Annotated in this window: 19 protein-coding genes and 1 pseudogene; all 20 read left to right on the top strand. The window is 46.3% G+C overall.

Annotation, left to right across the window (positions count from 1 at the left end; translation table 11 throughout):
- Positions 1 to 117: 117 nt before the first annotated feature.
- The 20 genes and pseudogenes from BST99_RS08980 (at position 118) to BST99_RS14360 (ending at position 22,457) form a co-directional block, all read left to right on the top strand.
- On the top strand, positions 118 to 2,412 hold the full coding sequence (locus BST99_RS08980; RefSeq protein ID WP_105001504.1) for an NADP-dependent malic enzyme: 2,295 nt from the start codon (positions 118 to 120) through the stop codon (positions 2,410 to 2,412).
- On the top strand, positions 2,409 to 2,990 hold the full coding sequence (ruvA, locus tag BST99_RS08975; RefSeq protein WP_105001503.1) for a Holliday junction branch migration protein RuvA: 582 nt from the start codon (positions 2,409 to 2,411) through the stop codon (positions 2,988 to 2,990). Before BST99_RS08980 ends, ruvA begins: the two co-directional genes overlap by 4 nt.
- Positions 2,991 to 2,995: 5 nt before the next feature.
- A pseudogene (sov, locus tag BST99_RS08970) lies at positions 2,996 to 10,115 on the top strand (T9SS outer membrane translocon Sov/SprA).
- Positions 10,116 to 10,152: 37 nt separating this feature from the next.
- Positions 10,153 to 10,533: a glycine cleavage system protein GcvH gene (gene gcvH, locus BST99_RS08965; RefSeq protein ID WP_105001502.1), complete on the top strand. Its 381-nt coding sequence runs from the start codon at positions 10,153 to 10,155 to the stop codon at positions 10,531 to 10,533.
- Entirely contained in the window at positions 10,499 to 10,930 is a 432-nt protein-coding gene (locus BST99_RS08960) for a VanZ family protein (protein WP_146106253.1), read from the top strand. Before gcvH ends, BST99_RS08960 begins: the two co-directional genes overlap by 35 nt.
- Before the next feature lie 48 nt (positions 10,931 to 10,978).
- Complete coding sequence (locus BST99_RS08955) at positions 10,979 to 11,683, top strand: energy transducer TonB (protein ID WP_105001500.1); 705 nt, start codon at positions 10,979 to 10,981, stop codon at positions 11,681 to 11,683.
- Between the two features lie 345 nt (positions 11,684 to 12,028).
- Complete coding sequence (locus BST99_RS08950) at positions 12,029 to 12,586, top strand: energy transducer TonB (protein WP_105001499.1); 558 nt, start codon at positions 12,029 to 12,031, stop codon at positions 12,584 to 12,586.
- 111 nt (positions 12,587 to 12,697) lie between these two features.
- Positions 12,698 to 13,597, top strand: a complete 900-nt coding sequence (gene cyoE / locus BST99_RS08945; protein WP_105001498.1) for a heme o synthase — start codon at positions 12,698 to 12,700, stop codon at positions 13,595 to 13,597.
- 11 nt (positions 13,598 to 13,608) lie between these two features.
- Complete coding sequence (locus tag BST99_RS08940; RefSeq protein ID WP_105002477.1) at positions 13,609 to 14,190, top strand: cytochrome c oxidase subunit 3; 582 nt, start codon at positions 13,609 to 13,611, stop codon at positions 14,188 to 14,190.
- A gap of 89 nt (positions 14,191 to 14,279) precedes the next feature.
- Entirely contained in the window at positions 14,280 to 15,263 is a 984-nt protein-coding gene (locus BST99_RS08935; RefSeq protein ID WP_105001497.1) for a cytochrome c oxidase subunit 3, read from the top strand.
- An 18-nt stretch (positions 15,264 to 15,281) separates the two neighbouring features.
- Complete coding sequence (locus BST99_RS08930; protein WP_105001496.1) at positions 15,282 to 15,665, top strand: cytochrome C oxidase subunit IV family protein; 384 nt, start codon at positions 15,282 to 15,284, stop codon at positions 15,663 to 15,665.
- Between the two features lie 72 nt (positions 15,666 to 15,737).
- Positions 15,738 to 16,373, top strand: coding sequence for a hypothetical protein (locus tag BST99_RS08925; RefSeq protein ID WP_105001495.1), 636 nt, complete (start codon positions 15,738 to 15,740; stop codon positions 16,371 to 16,373).
- Complete coding sequence (locus tag BST99_RS08920; RefSeq protein WP_105001494.1) at positions 16,351 to 17,100, top strand: SCO family protein; 750 nt, start codon at positions 16,351 to 16,353, stop codon at positions 17,098 to 17,100. The genes BST99_RS08925 and BST99_RS08920 overlap by 23 nt, the downstream gene beginning before the upstream one ends.
- 4 nt (positions 17,101 to 17,104) lie before the next feature.
- Positions 17,105 to 17,638, top strand: a complete 534-nt coding sequence (locus BST99_RS08915) for a DUF420 domain-containing protein (RefSeq protein ID WP_105001493.1) — start codon at positions 17,105 to 17,107, stop codon at positions 17,636 to 17,638.
- Positions 17,631 to 17,873: a hypothetical protein gene (locus tag BST99_RS08910; RefSeq protein ID WP_105001492.1), complete on the top strand. Its 243-nt coding sequence runs from the start codon at positions 17,631 to 17,633 to the stop codon at positions 17,871 to 17,873. The genes BST99_RS08915 and BST99_RS08910 overlap by 8 nt, the downstream gene beginning before the upstream one ends.
- Positions 17,874 to 17,941: 68 nt before the next feature.
- On the top strand, positions 17,942 to 19,192 hold the full coding sequence (locus BST99_RS08905; protein WP_105001491.1) for an ABC transporter permease: 1,251 nt from the start codon (positions 17,942 to 17,944) through the stop codon (positions 19,190 to 19,192).
- 6 nt (positions 19,193 to 19,198) lie between these two features.
- The gene (locus BST99_RS08900; RefSeq protein ID WP_105001490.1) at positions 19,199 to 20,455 is read left to right on the top strand and encodes an ABC transporter permease; all 1,257 of its coding nucleotides are present in this window, start codon (positions 19,199 to 19,201) and stop codon (positions 20,453 to 20,455) included.
- Between the two features lie 42 nt (positions 20,456 to 20,497).
- The gene (locus tag BST99_RS08895; protein WP_105001489.1) at positions 20,498 to 21,607 is read left to right on the top strand and encodes an efflux RND transporter periplasmic adaptor subunit; all 1,110 of its coding nucleotides are present in this window, start codon (positions 20,498 to 20,500) and stop codon (positions 21,605 to 21,607) included.
- A gap of 165 nt (positions 21,608 to 21,772) precedes the next feature.
- Positions 21,773 to 22,081, top strand: coding sequence for a helix-turn-helix domain-containing protein (locus BST99_RS08890; protein WP_105001488.1), 309 nt, complete (start codon positions 21,773 to 21,775; stop codon positions 22,079 to 22,081).
- Positions 22,082 to 22,301: 220 nt separating this feature from the next.
- Complete coding sequence (locus BST99_RS14360; protein WP_181044193.1) at positions 22,302 to 22,457, top strand: hypothetical protein; 156 nt, start codon at positions 22,302 to 22,304, stop codon at positions 22,455 to 22,457.
- The last annotated feature ends 28 nt before the right edge of the window (positions 22,458 to 22,485 follow it).

The following is a 22,485-nucleotide window of genomic DNA, read 5'->3' as shown; positions in this document are numbered from 1 at the left end:
CAATCCCAAGTATCAGAAACTTTTGGGGTAACCCATTTTGCTCCCTGCCTTTTTTTTGAAAAAGGGGTTTCGGGGATCAGGGGGATTACCCTTACCTTTACCCCAATCTAGCAGGTCATGAGCAAAGAAAAACAGCGCCGTGAAGCCCTGGTTTATCACGCAAAACCGCAGCCAGGAAAAATCAAGATCGTTCCGACTAAACCCTATGAGACTCAAAGAGATCTGGCTTTGGCCTATTCTCCAGGAGTAGCAGAGCCTTGTTTGGAAATCGAGAAGAACCCGGAAGAGGTCTATCGCTACACCGCCAAAGGAAATACAGTGGCTGTAATATCGAATGGCACCGCAGTACTGGGTCTTGGGAATATTGGGCCCGAAGCTTCCAAGCCGGTTATGGAAGGGAAATGCTTGCTGTTTAAAATTTTTGCGGATATCGATGGGATTGATGTGGAACTCGATACCACGGATGTCGAAAAATTCATAGAGACAGTTAAGATCATTGCGCCCACTTTTGGGGGAATTAACCTGGAAGATATTAAAGCTCCCGAGGCTTTTGAAATCGAAAGGCGACTCAAGGAAGAGTTGGACATCCCTGTGATGCACGATGACCAGCACGGTACGGCCATTATCTCTGCCGCGGCACTGCTAAACGCCTTGGAGCTGGCCGAAAAGAAAATCGAGGAAGTCAAGGTTGTAGTGAGTGGAGCAGGGGCTGCTGCGGTTTCCTGTGCCCGCTTGTACAAAGCCTTTGGGCTGAAAGGCGAGAATTTGGTCATGCTAGACAGCAAGGGGGTAATTCGCAAAGACCGTGAGAACCTCAGTACCGAAAAGGCGGAGTTTGCCACCCATCGCAAAATCGATTCTCTGGAGGAGGCGATGAAGGACGCGGATGTTTTTATTGGTCTGTCCATTGCCGGTATTGTAAGTCCTCAGATGCTCGTCAGTATGGCCCCCAATCCGATTGTGTTCGCCATGGCGAATCCGGATCCTGAGATTCCCTACGAGCTCGCCTGTGAAACCCGTTCAGATATTATTATGGCGACCGGGCGCTCGGACCACCCGAATCAGGTGAACAATGTGCTGGGCTTCCCTTTTATTTTTAGAGGAGCACTGGATGTTCGTTCCACCAAGATTAATGAAGAAATGAAAATGGCTGCAGTGCGGGCCTTGGCTGAAATGACCAAGGAGCCTGTTCCCGAACAAGTCAACATCACCTATGATATTACTCGTCTGACCTTTGGACGGGAGTACATTATACCCAAACCTTTTGATCCTCGTCTGATTACCCGAATTCCTCCGGCCGTTGCTAAGGCAGCCATGGAAACTGGTGTGGCCAGAGCACCGATTGAAAACTGGGAGAAATACGAGGAGGAGCTCTTTTTGCGCTCCGGGAACGATAGCAAATTCATCCGTTCCTTGCACACCCGTGCCAAGATGAATCCAAAGCGAATTGTGTTTGCTGAAGCTGAACTGCTTGAAGTAATTAAAGCAGCACAAATCGTATATGAGGAAGGAATAGCCTATCCGATTCTCCTCGGAAATCAAGAAAAAATCAAGGAGCACATGAAGGTGTTGGAATTCGACGCCGATGTTCCGATCATCGATCCGCGGGTGCCAGAGTTCGCTTCCATGCGCCGTCGTTTCGCGGATAAATTGTGGCAGCAAAGACACCGCAAAGGCGAGACCCGATACAGTGCTCATGTCAATATGGGGAAGCGCAATTACTTTGGCGCTACCATGTTGTTGGAAGGCGAGGCTGACGGTATGATTTCGGGTTATTCCCGATCCTATCCGAAGGTGCTCAAGCCCGTATTTGAAGTATTGGGCCGTTCCAAAGGAGTGACTCGTGCGGCGACCGTCAATGTCATGCTCACCAGTCGAGGTCCTTTGTTCCTGGCGGATACCAGTATCAATATCGACCCCAATGCGGAAGAGTTAGCCGAAATCGCTCAGATGGCCGCAAATATGGCCCGAACCTTTGGGTTTGAACCCGTGGTAGCGATGCTGTCTTACACCAATTACGGTTCTTCCAATCACCCGGCAGCGGTTAAGGTTCGCGAGGCGGTTCGCCTAATCCACGAACAGGACCCCAAGCTGATTGTTGATGGCGAAATTCAAACCGATTTTGCACTGGATCAGGAACTCTGTCGCAGTAATTTCCCCTTCAGTAAACTAGCGGGTAAAAAAGTAAACGTCCTAATCTTTCCCAACCTCGATGCGGCCAATATCAACTACAAGTTGCTCAAAGGGCTGAACAACACCACCTCCATTGGACCGGTGATTGTCGGTTTGCGCAAATCAGTGCACATCCTTCAGCTAGGCGCCAGTGTAGATGAAATGGTGAATATGGCCGCTGTCGCAGTGCTCGACGCGCAAGAACGAGAAAAGCGCAAAAAAGCTAAACAAAAAGAATGATTACACACATCTCCGGAAGGATGATAGAAAAAACCCCGGCTTATGTCATTGTTGAAGCAGCGGGGGTAGGCTATATGCTGCATATTTCACTCCATACGTATGGGCTGTTGAGTGGGGAAGAGCAGCAACACATTTATACCCATTTACACATCAAAGAAGACGCCCACACCTTGTACGGTTTTGCCGAACCGTCGGAACGAGAGGTGTTTCGTCTTTTACTGAGTGTTTCCGGAATCGGAACAAGTACGGCCCGCAATTTATTGTCGGCCATGTCTCCAGCCGAAATGGTGCAGGCTATATCGGGAGGAAATGCAGCTTCCATTCAGGCTGTCAAGGGAATAGGAGCCAAAACAGCCCAGAGAGTTATCTTGGATTTGAAGGATAAAATTTTAAGCTTGGAGTTCAGTGAAGAACTTTCAAAATCCTCAGGCAATACCGCCAAAGAAGAAGCGTTATCAGCTTTAGAAGTTTTGGGATTTGCGCGAAGGTCTGCAGAGAAGGTCATAGACAAGGTATTGGCCGATCAACCTTCGTTGGGTGTAGAAGAAATGATCAAGTACGCCCTTAAAAATTTGTAAGTAGTTTGGAAGTAGGGCCACGATACGGATCTAAATGCGTGTTATTTAGATGTCTAATTCTGTTTTTTGCACTGGGTTGCAGCGCCTCGTTGTACGCCCAGGACTCTATAGCGACAGATTCGGTGAAAACCGGTGTGTCCCTTGGTCGCATCAAACTGGCGAATCCCAAAAGCATTGTTGCCAAGTATTCCTATGATCCCAAGCTCGATGTCTATGTCTTTACGGAGAAGGTAGGCAAATACGATATCAACTACCCCCTGTTTCTCTCTCCTAAAGAATACTTTGATCTGGTGCGTGAGCAGTCCATGAAGGAGTATTTCAAGCAAAAAATTGACGCCTTCAGCGGGAAAAAAGAAGGAACGCAGGAGGCGCGAAAAACCTGTTACCCAACTTCTACATCAACAACAGCTTTTTTGAATCGGTTTTTGGCGGAAACACCATCGAGGTGATACCACAGGGTTCTGTGGCTATGGATCTGGGGCTAATCTGGCAGAAGAACGATAACCCTGCGCTTTCGCCTCGAAACCGGACCAACCTCTCTTTTGATTTTGATCAGCGCATCAGCTTGAGCTTGCTCGGGAAGGTCGGAGAGCGACTGCAGGTTTCGGCCCAATATGATACGGAGGCGACCTTTGATTTCCAGAACTTAATCAAGTTAGAGTACACCCCGACGGAGGATGATATTCTTCGTTCCATTGAAATTGGTAACGTCAACCTGCCTCTGAACAGCACCTTGATCAGTGGCGCCCAAAGTCTTTTTGGTGTCAAGACCCAATTACAGTTCGGTAAAACCACCATCACCGGAGTCTTTTCTGAGCAAAGATCCCAAAACAATACTGTTGTAGCGCAAGGAGGAGGAACCGTGAATGATTTTGCTTTGACTGCCCTGGACTATGATGAAGACAAGCACTTTTTCTTGGCCCAGTACTTCCGGGACAATTACGATGCAGCCCTCGAAAAGTACCCCTTTATTCAAAGTGAGGTGCAGATTACCCGTTTGGAGGTTTGGGTGACCAACAGAACTCAGCAAACCCTGAATGTTCGCAATGTGGTGGCCATCCAGGATTTGGGGGAGTCCGAGCTCGAGAAGACCCGAATCGGTCGAATAGGAGCAGCTCCACCAGGCTTTTTTAATGTAGCCGATAGCCGCGGATTGCCCCGAAACGACGCCAACGATTTTGATCCCACCAAATTGGGGGGAGTAGTGTCTTGAATGACAACATACGTGATATTGCGACGGTGGAAGCCGGAATCAGTATTCCGGGTTATATGGCCAATCAAGGCTTTGACTACACCATTTTGGAGAATGCCCGTAAACTGGAGGTCGGACGGGATTACCAATTCGATTCCCAATTGGGGTATATTTCTTTGAACCAACGTTTGAGCAATGACGAAGTATTGGGGGTGGCCTTTCAGTACACCTTCAATGGCGAAGTGTTTCAGGTGGGTGAATTTGCGAACGGGGGTATTGAAGCCACTTCGGTAGCCCCTGGTGCAGAGCCCATTATTGATAACAACACCTTGATCCTCAAGATGCTTAAGAGCAACATCACCAATGTGGATGACCCGATCTGGGACTTGATGATGAAAAATATTTACTCAACCGGAGCTTTTCAGTTGAGTCAGGAAGATTTTAAGCTGAACATCCTTTATTCGGATCCCAGCCCGAGAAACTACATTACCCCTGTGGATGCAACCAACGGATGGCCTGCAGATTTGCAAGACCGCATCCTGATTAACGTCTTTAACTTTGACCGCCTCAATATCTACAACGATGTGCAGGATGGGGGAGATGGATTCTTTGATTACGTTCAGGGAATAACGATTGACGGGCAAACCGGACGCATCATCTTTACCAAAGTGGAGCCATTTGGGGAGTACCTCTTTGAACTCTTGAGAGGAAATATTGGGGAGGTCTACGATGTCGAGAACGACCAAGGATACAACCCCAACCAGCAAAGGTATGTATTCCGAAATATGTATGCCAAGACCAAGGCGGCTTCGCTACAGGATGCTGGGAAGAACCGCTTCCAAATCAAAGGACGCTACAAATCCCAAGGCAGTAGCGGTATTCCAATTGGTGCCTACAACCCTCCCCGCGGATCGGTGCGGGTAACCGCCGGTGGACGACAGTTGCAAGAAGGAATTGACTATACCGTGAATTACGAAGCGGGTACCGTGCAGCTGATCGATCCGTCTTTGGAAGCGAGTAATACACCGATTAATATTTCGGTCGAAAACAATGCCGTATTCGGACAGCAAACCCGTCGCTTTACCGGTATTAATGTCGAGCACCGGTTTAACGACAACTTTATTTTAGGAGGTACCCTGATCAACCTGAACGAGAGGCCCCTGACCCAGAAGGCCAATTTTGGGGTAGAGCCGGTTAACAATACCGTCTTTGGAATGAACGGAAACTTCAGTACAGAACTTCCTTTCCTAACCCGTTTGGTTAACAAGCTGCCCAATATTGATACGGATGAGCCGTCGAATTTGAGCCTTCGTGGGGAATTCGCCTTTTTGAGCCCGAACTCACCGAAGAATGCTGATTTTAATGGCGAAACCACCACTTACTTGGATGACTTTGAAGGGGCTCAGGCCCTGATTGATATTCGGTCTTCCTTAGGGTGGACTCTCGCTTCACCGCCGCTGGAATTCTTTCCAGGGAACCAACTCCCGGGAAGTTCTCCGGACGATCCACTCAATTTACAGTCTGGCTTTGGTCGTGCGAAGATGGCGTGGTATACCATTGATCCGATCTTCTATACCAACCAGCGCCCTAGTGGAATTTCTGACAACGATCTTTCTTTGAATACCACCCGTCGGGTCTTTATTGATGAGGTCTTTCCGACGATTGATATCGCTCAGGGGCAGACCACGGTGCAGGGAACTTTGGATATTGCCTATTATCCGAATCAGAAAGGTCCTTACAACAACAATCCCAACTTCGATTCCGATGCCCCTAACCAGAAATGGGCGGGGATCATGCGTTCGCTTAGCAGTACCAACTTCGAACAATCCAATGTGGAATTTGTCCAGTTCTGGGTGCTCGATCCCTATGTCGATGGCCAAGCAACGGGCCCCGGTGAACTGGTAATCAACCTGGGGAACATCTCGGAGGATATCCTGAAAGACGGGCGCAAGCAATACGAAAATGGACTTCCCGGAGTGAATTCATCTGATCTCACCTCGACCACCACCTGGGGTAAGGTTCCAGCCACCCAATCCCTGGTCTATGCCTTTGATGCTGATGCGGCAAACCGGGGCTTGCAGGATCTTGGATTTGATGGGCTGAATGATACGGAGGAAGCAGCCGTATACAACAACCCGGGTCCTGACCCTGCCCTGGATAACTACCAGTACTACCTCAATCGTGAAGGGGGTATTTTGCAGCGTTACCTCGACTTCAATAACGTAGACGGAAACTCGCCGGTGGAGGTCACCAATACAAATCGAGGAAGCACCACCCTGCCGGATGTTGAAGATATTGACCGCGATTTGACCATGAATACGGTCAATAGCTATTACGAATACCGCATTCAGATCAAGCCCAATACCCAGATCACCGATCAATATGTGACGGATATTCGGGAAGGGCAAACACCGACTCTGCCCAACGGAAGTCAACTGAATCGTCGTTGGATTCAGTACAAGATTCCACTTTCTGATTTTACAGACGCTGTTGGCGGGATTACCGATTTTAGATCGGTGAGTTTTATGCGGATGTACCTCACGGGCTTTACCAATGATGTGGTCTTGCGTTTTGCAACCTTGGATCTGGTGCGCGGTGATTGGCGAAGCTACACCAACACCCTTCAGCCCGGTATTGACGATAATCCGAATGACGACGGAACGGTAACGGATGTGAATACGGTAAACATCGAAGAAAACTCAGGAAGAACACCGATTCCTTATGTACTGCCTCCAGGGGTTGTACGGGAGCAGTTGAACAACAATAACACCATCATTCGTCAGAACGAGCAATCCCTCTCTTTTGTGGTGAATGATTTAGAACCCCGAGATTCCCGAGGGGTCTTTAAGAACTTGAACATCGATATGCGGCAGTACGAGCGCATTCGCATGTTTATGCACGCCGAAAGAATTGACCCTAGTGATGAAGAAAATCTGGTTGGTTTCTTAAGAATCGGAACGGATTTCACCGATAACTACTACCAGGTTGAACTGCCGCTGGAGTACACCTCTTTTGGGAGTACTTCTCCGGAAGCGATTTGGCCGTCGGTGAACGAGATCAATCTGGCGTTGGCGGACTTGAATCAAATCAAATCCATTGGGATTGCCGACCAAACCCTGGGTCAGACCGTATTTTATGAAGTGGTGGATGGCAACATTCAGGTGGTGGATGAATTTGCACCCCGTACCCCAGGCCGCAACCGTATAGGGCTGCGCGGTAATCCGTCTCTTGGAAGCATCCGAGCGATGATGGTTGGAGTCAAAAACCAAGGGGATTTACCAGCCGATGGAGAGGTGTGGTTTAACGAATTGCGCTTGGCAGGTCTGGACAACAAAGGAGGTTGGGCTGCGGTCGCCTCTTTGGACGCCAATATTGCGGATTTTGCCAGTGTAACCGCGACCTTGAATACCAGTACTTCAGGTTTTGGTAGTGTAGACCAAATCCCAAACGAAAGAGCGCGCCAAGATCAGGTGACCTATGATGTGGTAACCAACGTAAATGTTGGGCAGTTGTTTCCGAAAAAGTGGGGACTACAGATTCCGTTTAACTACGGTATTTCAGAAACCTTGATCACCCCAGAATTTGATCCGGTCTATGATGATTTGCGTTTGGACGACCGAATCGCAGCCGCCGCTAACCAAGGTGAAGCCGAAGCCATCCGGGAACAAGCCGAGGATTATACGCGCCGAACCAGTGTTAATTTTATTGGGGTCCGAAAGAACAGAGGGGAAGAGGCCGAAGCCAATTTCTTTGATGTCGAAAACTTCACGTTCAACTACTCCTATAACGAAACCCAGCACCGCGACTTTGAAGTCGCCAGCCTGACCGATCAGAATGTCAATACGGGGGTTGTATACAACCACTCTTTCCGCCCGGCACCGATTGCTCCTTTTGCCAAGAACGATTCGATTCTTCGCAGCGACTACTGGAAGTGGTTAAAAGAACTCAATTTCAATTTGCTACCGACCAGCCTGCAAGTCAATGCGAACTACAACCGTTCCTTTAACCAGCAGCGCTTCCGCGATGTTTTGGAACCAGGGGTGGAGGCGCTTGATCTGCCTTTACTGCAGCAACGTAACTATGTGTTCAACTGGCAGTATGCCTTGAACTACAGCATTTCGAAGTCGATGCGCTTGAACCTGACTTCGTCGAATAACAACATTGTTCGGAATTACTTCAATACCGAAGGAGATCCTAACTCGGGTATCGACCAGACTCTGGATCTTTGGGATGGTTTCTTTAACGTGGGAGAAGCTAATAGGCATTCTCAACAAATGGAGCTCAACTACCAGTTGCCCTACGACAAATTCCCCTTCTTGTCCTTTATGAGTGGTGACTATACCTACACCTCCAACTTTGATTGGCAGCGTGGAGGAGATGCTCTTTTCGAAGTGGCCGGAGAAAACATCAACACGGTTCAGAATTCCAGTACCCACAACTTAACAACGACTTTCACCTTCCAAAGTCTTTACGATTTAATTGGGCTGAAGAAACGAGACGGTACGGAACAACCTACTTCCAAACCCCGTTTAGATAAAGCGGGTAATCCGGCGACGGATGAAAAACCACCTAAGAAAACCAGTAAAGCATTTAATACCCTGGTGGATATCCTGACCATGGTCAAGAGAGGTACGCTGAGCTATACCAATACCCGAGGTACGGTACTTCCCGGCTACACCCGCTCGGTTGGATTCCTGGGTACGACCAAACCTTCTTTGGGCTTTGTTTTCGGAAGTCAAGCTGATGTGCGCTTTGCTGCCGCCCGGAACGGGTATCTCACGCAATTTGACGGGTTTAACTCCCAGTTCCTGCAGAACAAAACAACCGCGCTGAATATATCGGCAACCGCTCAGCCGACGCCGGAGATTACCATTGACTTAGTCGCAGATCGGCAGTTTTCTTCCAACCTGCAAGAGAATTTTGAAGTGATAGACGAAAATGGAGAATTGGTATACAACGACCTTTTGACCAATACGCGAGGTAACTTCAGTATAACGAATAACATGATTAAGACGGTCTTCAGAAAGAGCGATGAGTTCGATTCTCAGACTTTTGAGGAGTTTAAGGATTACCGATTGACCATTGCGCAACGTTTGGCCAATAGCCGTGGCCAGAATACCGGGAATGTGGATGCCGATGGTTTCCCAGAGCGCTATGGAAAATCAAATCAAGATGTACTCCTGCCTGCATTGATCGCGGCCTATACGGGAGAATCTCCAGAAACGGTTAATCTGGATGCGTTCCGCGAAGTTCCGATCCCGAACTGGACCATCAAATACACCGGTTTGATGAACAACAAGTGGTTTAAAAAGAACTTTAAGCGTTTCTCGCTGACCCACGGGTACCGTTCTGCCTATAGCATTAACTCTTTTCAAACCAACCTGGAAAAACTCAATACGCCAATTGATCCTGAAACCGGAGATATTCGTCCGGATGATATTATCAGTAATGTGGTCTTGACCGATCAGTTTAACCCCTTGATTCGCCTGGACTTCGAAATGGAAAATTCTTTGAGCGTATTGGCTGAAGTGCGCACCGATCGGGCCATTTCTTTGAGCTTTGACAACAATCTGCTCACAGAGGTCAATGGGCGCGAATTCACCCTGGGCTTGGGTTATCGCATCAAGGACGTCAAGTTTGTGACCAATATCGCCGGAGAGAAGACCCGACTGAAGGGAGACTTGAACCTGAAGGCCGATATGTCTTTGCGCGATAACGTCACTATTATCCGTAACCTGGATCTCAACAACAACCAGATTACTTCGGGTCAGCAGCTGTGGTCTTTGAAGTTTACAGCGGATTATGCTCTCAGCCAGAGCCTCAACGCTTTATTCTTCTACGATCACTCTTTCTCACAGTTTAAGGTCTCTACAGCCTTTCCACAGACGACCATTAACGCTGGCTTTACCTTGCGTTATAATTTCGGCAACTAGGTGGAATCTGTTACATTTGCGCATCAATACTATTAACATGAATATACCTGCAGAACTCAAGTATACGAAGGACCACGAATGGGTGCGTATGGAAGGGGATTTAGCCGTCGTTGGCATCACTGATTTCGCTCAAAGCGAATTGGGAGACATTGTTTATGTCGAAGTAGAAACCCTGGACGAATCCCTTGAAAAGGATGCGGTTTTTGGTACTGTAGAAGCGGTCAAAACCGTTTCTGATTTGTTTTTGCCTCTCAGTGGCGAAATCGTTGAGTTCAATGAAAGTCTGGAAGACGAGCCAGAAAAGGTCAACAGCGATCCTTACGGAGAAGGCTGGATGATCAAAGTAAAGGTGGACAATGCTTCCGACCTAGAAAGCCTAATGAGTGACGAAGAGTACAAAGCTTTGGTGGGCGGATAACCCACGCTTTTTTACCGTATTATTTATCGGATGGATGGTGGTGATCACCTTCCTGAGTCTTGTTTCGGGTATTTCGGTCGAAACAGAGCGTCTTGTGGACCTGCCTATTGATAAGTTGGTTCACTTAACGTTTTATGCAGTAGCGGTTACTTTGGGGGCCATGGCTTGGAAAGAAAAACATGAGCCCTTTACCATTACTTCAAGGTTCCTGATTCTTTTGGCTTTTTTAGCAAGCCTTTATGGTACGGTTATTGAAGTTTTTCAATACTGTTTTACGGCAGATCGAACAGCAGAATGGGAGGATGTTCTGGCAAATAGCGTAGGAGCAATCTTCGGTGCCTTTTTCACCTTGTGGAGTAAAGATAAAATTTGGACGTTAAAAACGCGTTCAAAGTAAAGCTGTTTGGAATTAAATATTAAATTAGCGAACATTAAATAATTGCACATGGAACTCAAGAAGAATCCCAAAGCAGACATTAACAGAAATAGCGGCCTGTACTTTGTACTAGGTCTTGCGGTTGTAATGCTAGGTGTATGGACTGCCTTGGAATGGAAAAAATACGACAAGAACGAGGGGTATGATATCTCCATGAATATCGAGGATCAATTGGACGAAGAGGTTCCAATGACCGAGCAAATCAAAACCCCGCCACCACCGCCACCACCAGCTGCGCCCGAAGTCATCGAGGTTGTAGAAGATGAGGAAGAGGTTGAAGAAACGGTTATCGAGTCTACCGAGACCAGCCAGGAAGAAGAGGTTATGGAAATCGAAGATGTAGAAGTGGCTGAGGTTGAAGAAGATATCAGTGTTCCTTTTGCTGTAATTGAAGATGTACCGGTATTCCCGGGTTGTGAGAGGGCGAAAGACAAAAAAGCTTGCTTCCAGGAGCAAATGATGAAGCACATCCGTAAGAACTTCCGTTACCCTGAAATTGCTCAAGAAATGGGTATTCAAGGTCGTGTAAACGTAGTATTCGTTATCCAAAAGGATGGAAGTATCGGAAACATCCGAATGAGAGGTCCAGACAAGAACTTGGAAGCGGAAGCTATGCGAATCATCAAAAAGCTTCCCAAGATGACACCTGGTAAGCAACGTGGACGTGCAGTAAAAGTTCCATTTAGTATTCCAATTACATTTAAGTTGCAGTAAAGCACTTTGCAATACAAGATAAAGCCCGATGGATTCCATCGGGCTTTTTTTGGTACGTTTCTTGTGATTTTCAATTCACTAACAAGCGCTTACCCTTTCCTTGAGGCGCACTCATAAAATTGAAAACAATGAAAGAAATCAAGACCAAGTCCCCCGGTCGCGGCAACGACCGAGGGGAAAGAAATGTACGAAAAAATGGGTTCTTGCGGTTTCAGCTGGCCCTTATTCTAGCCCTGTTGTTGGTGTACGGAGCCTGGAAGCCTCCTTTGAATACCTTTCGCCGGGCTTCAATACCAAGCTCCTGAGCCGATAGCTGATCTTACGGAAATCCCTCCTGAAAATTGGGTGCCAGAAAAGAAGGTGATCTATACCGAGGTGGTACCGAAATCCACGCGCTTGGGGGCGGAAATTAAGCAAGTGTCCGATGATACCGATATAGATAGACCAGAAGATGAGGTAATCTGTACCGATTGTGCAGATGAGCCGGTAGATCTTTCGGAGATCGAAAATTACGAAGACCCCAATGCTGAACCGGAAACAGTGGTTATGGCTCCAGGAGTACTGGATGAATTACCCGTCTTCCCGGGTTGTGAGAAAGTAGACAAAAGCAAACGCTTTGACTGCTTCAACAAGATGATGAACCGCCACGTTCGCCGCGTATTTCGGTATCCTCAGGCTGATCTCGATCGCGGTTCACAAGGGAAGGTGTACGTAAATTTCCGTATCAATGAACACGGTATTGTTGATCAGATTCAGTACCAGGGCCGTGGGACTACGGAATCGTTAGACAAGGAAGCCTACCGCATTATCAGCAAGCTGCCGAAGATGAAACCGGCCAAGAAAGGTGGTAAGTCAGTACGAGTGACTTACAGCATTCCTATTGTCTTTCAAAGTCCACAATAGGGGCTCAAAAATTACTTGAAAGAAAAGGGGTGAGAAAGGCATCCCTTTTTTTGTTCTTCGTTGCAAATGAAGCCAATGGCCCGTATCTTTGCACGCCAGAAGTGACTGTACATGAGGTCTGCGGTGTATTACCAAAATCAATTTTCATTCGCTCAGTTTGTGGCTGAATTCAAGGCACTGACCAAGGTGCGTTTGGCCATGAGTGTGGTCTTTTCGTCCATGGCCGGGTACCTTTTGGCTGCTGATCAGGTGGAATGGACCGCTCTTCTACTACTCACCTTAGGGGGTTACGCCCTAGTAGGTGCTTCGAACGCCTTCAATCAGGTCATCGAAAAGGACCTGGACAAGCTCATGAAAAGAACCCAGAATCGTCCGCTCCCTGCGGGTCGTATGTCTTCTGGGATGGCATTGGGGATTGCCATTGGCTTGACCATTGCAGGCCTTGTATGCCTGTACATATTAAATGCGAAGACAGCTCTCTTTGGCACTCTATCCGTTTTCTTATACACTTGTGTATACACTCCTCTAAAAACAAAGACGCCCCTTGCAGTATTCGTTGGAGCTATTCCGGGTGCCATTCCTTTTATGTTGGGTTGGGTCGCTTATACGGGACGCTTTGGTATAGAGCCAGGCACTCTGTTTATGGTGCAGTTTTTTTGGCAATTTCCGCATTTCTGGGCTTTGGGATGGATGTTGGATGAGGATTACCGACGAGGAGGCTTCAAGATGCTCCCTACAGGTAAAAAAGATACCGGAACGACTTTTCAGATTATTTTCTATACACTGTGGATGATGGCTACTTCTATATTACCGGCTTTTGGCATCACAGGAACACTGAAGCTTTCGGTACCCGCGGCGGTCATTGTTTTTGTTTTGGGATGCCTTATGCTCTTTGCTGCTTTTCGCCTGTATGAGAAGAGAGATAACCCCAGTGCTCGAAAATTAATGTTGTGGAGTGTATTTTACATCAGCATTCTGCAAGTGATATATGTTGTTGACAAATGGATATGAAACCACGGCAGATGGATTTGACTGAAGGTTCAGTCAAACAAAAGACAGAACGCTCCAAAAAAATGATGGTAGTCGTTCTTCTGTTTAGTCTTTTTATGGGCTTTGCAGGATTGACTTCGGCCTATCTGGTGAGCCAAAAAAGGGAGGATTGGATGAGCAGTATTCAACTGCCTGACGCCTTCTTGTACGGACTTCTTATCATTGCCTTGAGCAGTGTGACTTATATTCTAGCGGGTCGCTTTCTAAAAGCAAACGACGGCCAAAAGACCCTTCTTTTGTTGGGTATTACTTTGGTGCTGGGGATCGCCTTTATTTTTATTCAGTTTGAAGGCTTTAAATCCCTGATACAAGACGGAAATTATTTGACAGGAGATACCGCCAATATTAAATCGTCTTTTATCTATGTGATTGCGGTGGCGCACATCGTTCACGTGGTGGCTGGATTGATTTCTTTGGGTTGGGTAACGGTCAATCAATACTTGGGAAAATACACGAGCGAACGCCACTTGGGATTCTCTTTGGGAGCCATATTTTGGCACTTTTTGGGAGGTCTCTGGTTGTATTTGTACTTGTTCATGTATTTTTTCCAGTAAAAGGGCGTTAGGGAGGAACAGTTTTCCTTTTGGAATCTGGTGCAATCCCTTACATTTGTCAAGATTTTACTAAAAAGAGATAAAGATCTATGGATACATCCGTAAGCACAGGCACTGAAGGTAGCGTTTGGGGTGGTGGAAATCAGCCACTTGGAGCTAGCTATGGAAAGTTGATGATGTGGTTTTTCATCGTATCTGATGCCTTGACCTTTTCTGGATTTTTGGCGGCCTATGGCTTTTCGCGTTTTAAGTTTATCGAAACCTGGCCTATTGCTGATGAAGTTTTTACCCACGTTCCTTTTTTGCATGACGGTGTGGATCGCCCAATGTACTATGTGGCCTTCATGACCTTTATCCTCATCATGTCTTCTGTAACCATGGTATTAGCCGTGGATGCAGGTCATAACATGAAGAAAAGTAAAGTCGTTCTGTATATGTTCCTCACCATTATCGGTGGTGCCATCTTCGTCGGTTCTCAGGCCTGGGAATGGGCGACCTTTATCAAAGGTGATTACGGAGCACTAGAGACCAAAGGAGGGCGTATCCTGCAGTTCGTTGACGCCAGTGCAGATAACAAACGGGTAGCAATCGGAGAGTTTGCCACCACTATTGCCTCTGAACGTGTTAACCACGAAAGACAAAACGGGATTTGGTTTTACGACGGTGAAGCCCTTCCTTCTCATAGTCTGGTCGAGGTTGTCGCTGGATTCCAGGCGACGCCGAATCTGTTGATCCGCACAGAGCAGATCAATGCGGAAGGCGAAAAGACGATTTTGAATCGCGCTGAATCTTTGGAACGAATCAAAGGAGCCGTTCGCGTAGTGGAAGGGGCTAACTTGATTCGCAACGAATACGGAAGTCGCTTGTTTGCTGATTTCTTCTTCTTTATCACTGGGTTCCACGGATTCCACGTATTCTCAGGGGTAATGATCAACATCATCATTTTCTTCAACGTTCTGTTGGGGACTTACGAGAAAAGAGGACACTACGAAATGGTTGAAAAGGTCGGTTTGTACTGGCACTTTGTTGACCTTGTTTGGGTCTTTGTATTCACCTTCTTCTACTTGGTATAATAAACATATTCTTGATCGATGGCGCACGAGCATAAATTAGAGATATTTAGAGGTCTTGTAAAGTTCAAGTCCAATGTCCAGAAAATCTGGGGAGTACTGATTTTCTTAACCCTGGTAACCGCTGTGGAAGTATGGTTGGGTATCGCCAAGCCAGAGTTTTTGGCCAAGGAATACTTCTTGGGGATGAAAAGATTGAACTGGGTGTTCATCATCTTGACCCTGGTAAAGGCATACTATATTACTTGGGATTTCATGCACATGAGAGACGAAAAGAGCTCTTTGCGCAGAGCGGTGGTTTGGACGCCTATCTTTTTGGTAGTCTACTTGGTAGCCATCCTTTTGATGGAAGCAGATTACATCTACACCGTCTTCAAGGAAGGATTCCTTGCCTGGAACTTCTAAGAAGATTGTAAAACATACATGAAAAGGCGGCCGAAAGGCCGCCTTTCTTTATTTTTGTAAACAAAATTCCTGATGAAAAAAGGCTTTGTTTTAGTTGCACTTTTTGTGCTTCCTCTGGTGGCCTATCTCTTCTTTGCCTCCGGGGTAAATCAATTTGGAAAACTCCCTGTTCTGACGGAGGGAGTGCAAGAAATCCAATCCATCGACAGCGAACAACAACTCACCGACAGAATCACGATTCTTGGCTTTTTAGGAGAAGATCCGAGCAAAATGAAGGGGAACTTGTTCAACCTAAATCAAAAGATCTACAAGCGTTTTTATGAGTTCAAGGATTTTCAGATGCTGATGGTCATGCCGGAAGGAACGGAAGCCTACGCCGAAGGCCTTAAAAAGGAAGTCGGGGAGCTGTCTGATCCTGTGGCCTGGCATTTTGCTTTCGCTTCTAAGGATGAGATTAAGCAGTTTTACAGCAGTCTTAAATCACCCCTTCCGTTGGAGGATGACTTGAGTACCCCCTTTGTCTACATCATTGACAAGAAACTCAATTTACGAGGCCGAAATGATGATGAAGACCAAGGCACCAAATACGGCTTTGATACGCGCTCTGTGGCCGATTTGAACAACAAAATGGAGGATGATGTAAAAGTGATCCTCGCAGAGTACAGATTGGCTTTAAAAAAGAACAATGAGTACCTCGTCGAACAGTAAAAAAAAGTACACCTACATCTGGGTGTCTGCCGTGATCTTCGTTTTCGGGATTATCGTCATCCCTTCGATTGTGGATCGTTTACAAAATGGAGAAGTGGTCGAGCAGGATCGGCTTGGGGCTATGGCTGTGCAAACCGTACAAGGACTTACCTATGTCGAGCAGAACGGCTCACGCAGAACTATCCCGAGCTTCAATCTGATCGACCAAGACAGCAGTGCCTTTTCATCGGAAGATTTAAAAGGGAAGATTGTGGTTTTGGATTTTTTCTTTACCACCTGCCCAACGATCTGCCTGGTGATGAGTCAAAACATAGCCACATTACAAAAGGAATTTAAAGATGAAGTGGACTTTGTTTCGATCAGTATTAATTCCCGCTATGACCAGCCAAGTGTGCTTCGCGATTACGCCGCTCGATATAAGGCTCAGGCCGGATGGCATTTTTTGACCGGAGATCCCATACAAATTCACGAACTGGCCCAACAGGGGTTTTATATGTACGCTCGGGAAGATGAAGAAGTGGCGGGTGGATTTGAGCATTCTGGTCTTTTTGCCTTGATCGATACAGAAGGATATATCCGCAGCCGTAAGGATGAGTACGGCAACCCCATGATCTACTACAGGGGAGCGATTACTGAGGAACAAGGAGCCAACAGCCAAGGCGAGACCGAGCAGATCAGTTTGCTCAGAGAAGACATTAAGGAGTTGCTAAAAGAAAGAAAACAGTAAGAAAATGAGTACCGAAATTCAATTAAAGGAAAAAAAGTTTAACCGCTTGATTACAATTGTATCCATCGCTGTGCCTTTGGTGGTCGCTATCTTGTTTGGAGTGAAGTTGCCCAATGTGGAGCCCCTTTCTTTTTTGCCGCCTATCTACGCAAGTATTAATGGGCTTACCGCGGTACTTCTGATCGCTTCCTTGATTGCGATCAAAAACAAGAACGTGAAGTTGCACGAGCGACTCAATACGACTTGTATCGCTTTGTCTCTATTGTTTTTGGTCATGTATGTGGCTTATCACATGACATCCGAATCTACGCCCTATGGAGGGGAAGGTACGATGCGTTATGTGTACTTCTTTATTCTCATTAGCCACATTGCTCTTTCGATCATCGTTATACCCTTGGTGTTGCGCACCTATGCCAAGGCTTACCTGAAGCAATTTGAGGAGCACCGCAAATGGGCCAAGATTACCTTTCCGGTCTGGTTGTACGTCGCCATCACTGGAGTTATTGTTTACCTGATGATCTCGCCTTACTATGCTTAAGAGAAGAGTTCTTTTTGCTATAGTCGCTATTTTGATTCTGTTTCCCGAAACAGCTGAGGCCCAATGCGCCATGTGTCGAGCGGCTTTAGAAAGCGCTGATGACCAGAGCCAGGCAGAGGGAATCAACAACGGAATTGTTTATTTGATGTCGATCCCTTATATCTTGTTTGGGATTGCAGTGGCGGTCTATTTTAGTCGCTTCCGAAAAAAGAATATGTCTTCCGCAAAATCTTAGCAAAACTGTAACATTTCCGGCTTTCTGTTGTCTATAGGGGGTATTACATTAGTTGTACAACTAACCATATGTTTGACCTAGAACGCTGGCAAGAAATATTTGATACCATCCGCAAGAACCGTTTGCGGACTTTTTTGACGGGAGTATCTGTCTCTTCCGGGATATTTATTTTGGTAATTCTTCTCGGTTTTGGCAACGGTATGCGCAATGGCATTGCCGAAGAATTCAAAGGGGATGCCGCCACCAGTATTTGGGTTTGGCCTGGAAGAACAAGCCTGGCTCATAATGGGCTCAATCCCAACCGCAGAATCCAATTTCGCAATGCAGACCTGAACTATGTTCATGAGAATTTAGACGATGACTTCGACAGAGCTTCTACCTTCTTTTTCCCTCCGAATACACAACTCTTGTACAAGAATGACCCGATCGTCTATGAGGTCATTGGTACAACTGGTGATCTTCAGGACATCGAAAACGAATTCATGTCGGAAGGCCGCTATTTGAATCAAAAAGACCTGGATAGTTTTGCCAAGGTGGCCATTGTCAGTAATAAAATCAAGCGTGAAATCTTTTCCGAGGTCGAAACCCCTATTGGGCAACAGATCAGTATTTCTGGGGTTATGTTCACTGTTGTCGGTGTGTACGGAGAGCGAGGAACTTCCGAGAGCGAAGAAGAGCGTATATTCATCCCACTTTCTACTGCCCAATTGGCGTATAACGGAGGGGATCGCATCCGAAACCTCACCTTCCTACTGCCAGATAAAGGCAATTTAGATGAAACCGTTGCGGCTTCAAAATCCTTTATTGCCAACCTCAAGGACTACCTCTATCAAGTGCATGAAATTTCACCAGACGATGAGCGGGCCATCTATTTCGGTAACGATATTGAACAGGCAAGCCGCTATTACAGCCTGATGGACAACATCAAACTCTTCTTCTGGTTTGTGGGCATCTGTACTATTATCGCTGGAGTAGTCGGGGTCAGTAACATCATGCTGATTGTCGTTAAGGAGCGAACCCGAGAAATAGGTATTCGAAAGGCGATGGGGGCACGCCCCATTAGCATTGTGGGCATGATTCTTCAAGAAGCCATTTTTGTAACGGCTATCTCAGGTTTTACAGGCTTTATTTTGAGTATGGGCCTGTTGGAGTTTCTCGGACCTCAAATTGAAATTGACTACGTAAAGAACCCCTCCGTCGATTTTACCTTAGCGCTTACCATGGTGAGCGTATTGATCTTAGCAGGCGCCCTGGCTGGATTTTTTCCGGCCTGGAGAGCAGCGCATATTCATACCATTGACGCATTAAGAGACGAATAGAAAGCTATGTTTAATCGGGACCGTTGGAAAGAAATCTTAGAGGTGTTGACCACCAACATCTTCAGAACGCTGTTGACGGCGTTTGGGGTGTTTTGGGGAATATTTATACTCCTTCTGTTGTTGGCGGCCGGTAAGGGCCTTGAAAATGGGGTTAAACAGGATTTTAGTGGGGTAGCGACCAATACCGTCTTTGTTTGGACGCAGACCACCACTATGGAGTACGACGGTTTACCTAAAGGAAGGAACTACAGTTTTAATCTCGAGGATGTTCGTCTTATTGAAGAAGAAATTCCTCAATTGAGGTTTGTTTCGCCTCGAAATGCCATGGGCAGTCGGGGAATCAATAACGTAGTCTACGGAATCAAAGCCGGGGGCTATCGGATTTTTGGCGATACCCCGAATATTTCGGATCAGAATTCAATGGCAATCACTTCGGGACGTTTTTTAAACCAACCCGATTTGGATCAAAAGCGTAAGGTGGCCATCTTGGGAGATGGCGTTGTTACCGATTTATTTGAAACGGATGAAGAGCCTTTAGGGGAGTATGTTAAGATTAATGGGGTGAACTTTTTGGTCGTTGGAACGTACAAGGATCGAAACGGAAATGGGGGGAACCAAAATGCCAGTAAGCAGATTTTTATTCCCTTCACTACTTTTTCTCAAGCTTATAATCGCGGAGATCGGGTAGGATGGATGGCGATAACTGCTAAAGATGGGAGTTCAATAACCTCTCTAACTCCGAAGATTTTAAACATTATTAAAAAGAATCACCGCATCAACCCAAAGGATCATCGGGCTGTGGGAAACTTCGATCTCTTTCAGGAGTACAGTCGAGTGGAAAACCTTTTTGGAGCCATGCGCTGGATTGCGATTGTGGTTGGGACCTTGGTCTTGCTTTCGGGTGTAATTGGTGTCAGTAATATCATGCTGATTGTCGTTAAGGAACGCACCAAAGAAATCGGTATTCGTCGTGCTTTAGGGGAGTCACCCTTTTCGATAAAAATGCAGATCATCATGGAGTCTATTTTCTTGACCATCATTTCGGGTATGGCTGGGGTGGTCTTTGGGACTCTTATCATTTTCGCCATTAATATGGCCCTGGACGCCTCTGGCCCTGTAGATATGTTTTTGGCCCCCTCTGTCGATTTGGGATCTGTGGTGGGAGCCCTCGTAATCCTTATTATTTCAGGATTGCTGGCTGGATTTATCCCGGCCAATAGTGCCATAAAAGTAAAACCTATAGAAGCCCTGAGAAGCGAATAAATAATCCATCAATCAATAGAACAATCATCAATCACTTGAGCCATGAAAAAATTTGTCACATTACTCATCCTTATTGTCATCGTCGCCTTGTTCGGGGGATCTTTGTATTACCTATACCAAAAGAACTCCGAGGATCCTGTTACGTATGAAACGGCCACCGCAGAGACTAAGACGATCCTTAAAAAATCGATGGCTACAGGAAAAATCATTCCTTTAGAAGAAGTATTGATTAAACCGAATATTTCTGGGGTAATTGAAGAGGTCTATGTTGAAGGAGGTGACTTTGTAAAGTCTGGGGATCTTATTGCTAAAATTAAAGTAGTGCCCAACCTCAATGCGCTGAACGATGCGAAAAACGGTATTGATAACGCCAAGATTAGCTTGAATGATGCTAAACGTAATTATGATCGCCAGAAAGGGTTGTTTGACAAAGGTGTGGTGTCTCAGGCGGACTGGGAGCGGGCTCAACTCTCTTTTCAACAGGCTCAACAGGCCTACAGAGCGGCAAATGAGCGGTACGATATTGTTAAGACAGGAACAACACGAGGCTTTGGCAATGTGGCCAATACCCTGATTCGATCAACGGTGAGCGGCATGGTATTGGATGTTCCAGTTGAGGTGGGTAACCAGGTGATCGAGAGCAATAACTTCAACGAGGGTACAACCATAGCATCAGTAGCAGATGTAGAGAAGATGATCTTTGAAGGAAAGGTGGACGAATCTGAGGTTGGGCGAATCGAAGAGGATCTTCCTTTAGAGATCACTGTTGGGGCAATTGAAAACACGGTATTCGATGCGGTTTTGGACTATATTGCACCCAAAGGAGTAGAAGAGAATGGCGCCATACAATTCGAAATTAAAGGAACCTTGAGCAAGGCAGATACCGTGTTTATTCGAGCAGGTCTTAGCGCCAATGCCTCCATTATTCTGGCCAGAGCGGATAGTGTCCTCGCCATCAAAGAAGGGCTGGTGCAGTATGATAAGGAATCCAAAGAACCCTTCGTAGAAGTCGAAAAGGGGGAGCAGCAATTCCAGCGCAGAGAGATTAAACTCGGGTTGAGTGATGGTATTTTTGTTCAGGTAACCGAAGGTCTTTCCAAAGAAGACAAGATCAAGGTATGGAATGCCCTTGAAGAAGTAGAAGAGGAGTAGTTTCCGGTTAATTTTTTCTGAATTTGTAAAGAGTACGGTCTTTTATAAATAAACGTCATTCCAATTTGAACTAATCTTCACATCTAGATAGATTTAGGAAGTAATAAACGGCAATTGGCCTTCAGGTCTCTTGTCGTTTGATTTATCTACCCTAATCACGTCTATATGAACAGCATTAAAAATTTAGAGCGCTTACAGCAACTACATTCTTTAATCGAGGACGAGTGCACAGGTTCCCCCGGTGAATTAGCCCGCCGGTTGCATATTAGCGAAAGACTCGTTTATCACCTCATTGAACAGCTCAAGGACTTCAAGGCACTCATTCGTTACGACCGTAGTCGTAAAACCTATTTCTACCAGGAGTACTTCCGATTTCAGGTTAATATATCTGTCCAGATCATGAATGAGGATGAAATGACAGAGCTTTTTGGAGGGTTCAGGAATTCCTCAACCGTATTGTCGATCTGCATGTGAGTTGCAGGGACCTCGTTTAGATTCGTCTCGAATTTAAATCTGAATACATGAAATATTTTGACTATTCCGAATGGGATGATTGGATGGGGAGCACGTATGTTGAATCTGGATGTTTGGTTCCTTTATTGCGCATCCTTGGCTTTCCGGTCTTTGTTTAGGAAAGTAGGTTAAAGGTCATTCCCGCTGCCTTTAAAGTGGGAGAACCAATAAACATTGAGTAATGGATAATTGTGAGAAAGAAGCCGAGTTGATGCGGTATTTCGAAATTGAAGAACTAGAACAGCGGTTCGAGTTGGGTTGGATTAAAGGTGGTGAAGTTGGAGCCCAAGTAGAATCTGGGGGAGATTTCAAAATAACCTCTAAAGTGAAATTCTAGTTCTTAAAGGCCACCCGTAGTGGTGGCC

The sequence above is a fragment of the Aureicoccus marinus genome, from assembly GCF_002954325.1.
Lineage (GTDB): Bacteria > Bacteroidota > Bacteroidia > Flavobacteriales > Flavobacteriaceae > Aureicoccus > Aureicoccus marinus.
Note: the sequence above shows the minus strand (reverse complement) of the source record. Positions and strands in the feature narration are given on the sequence as shown.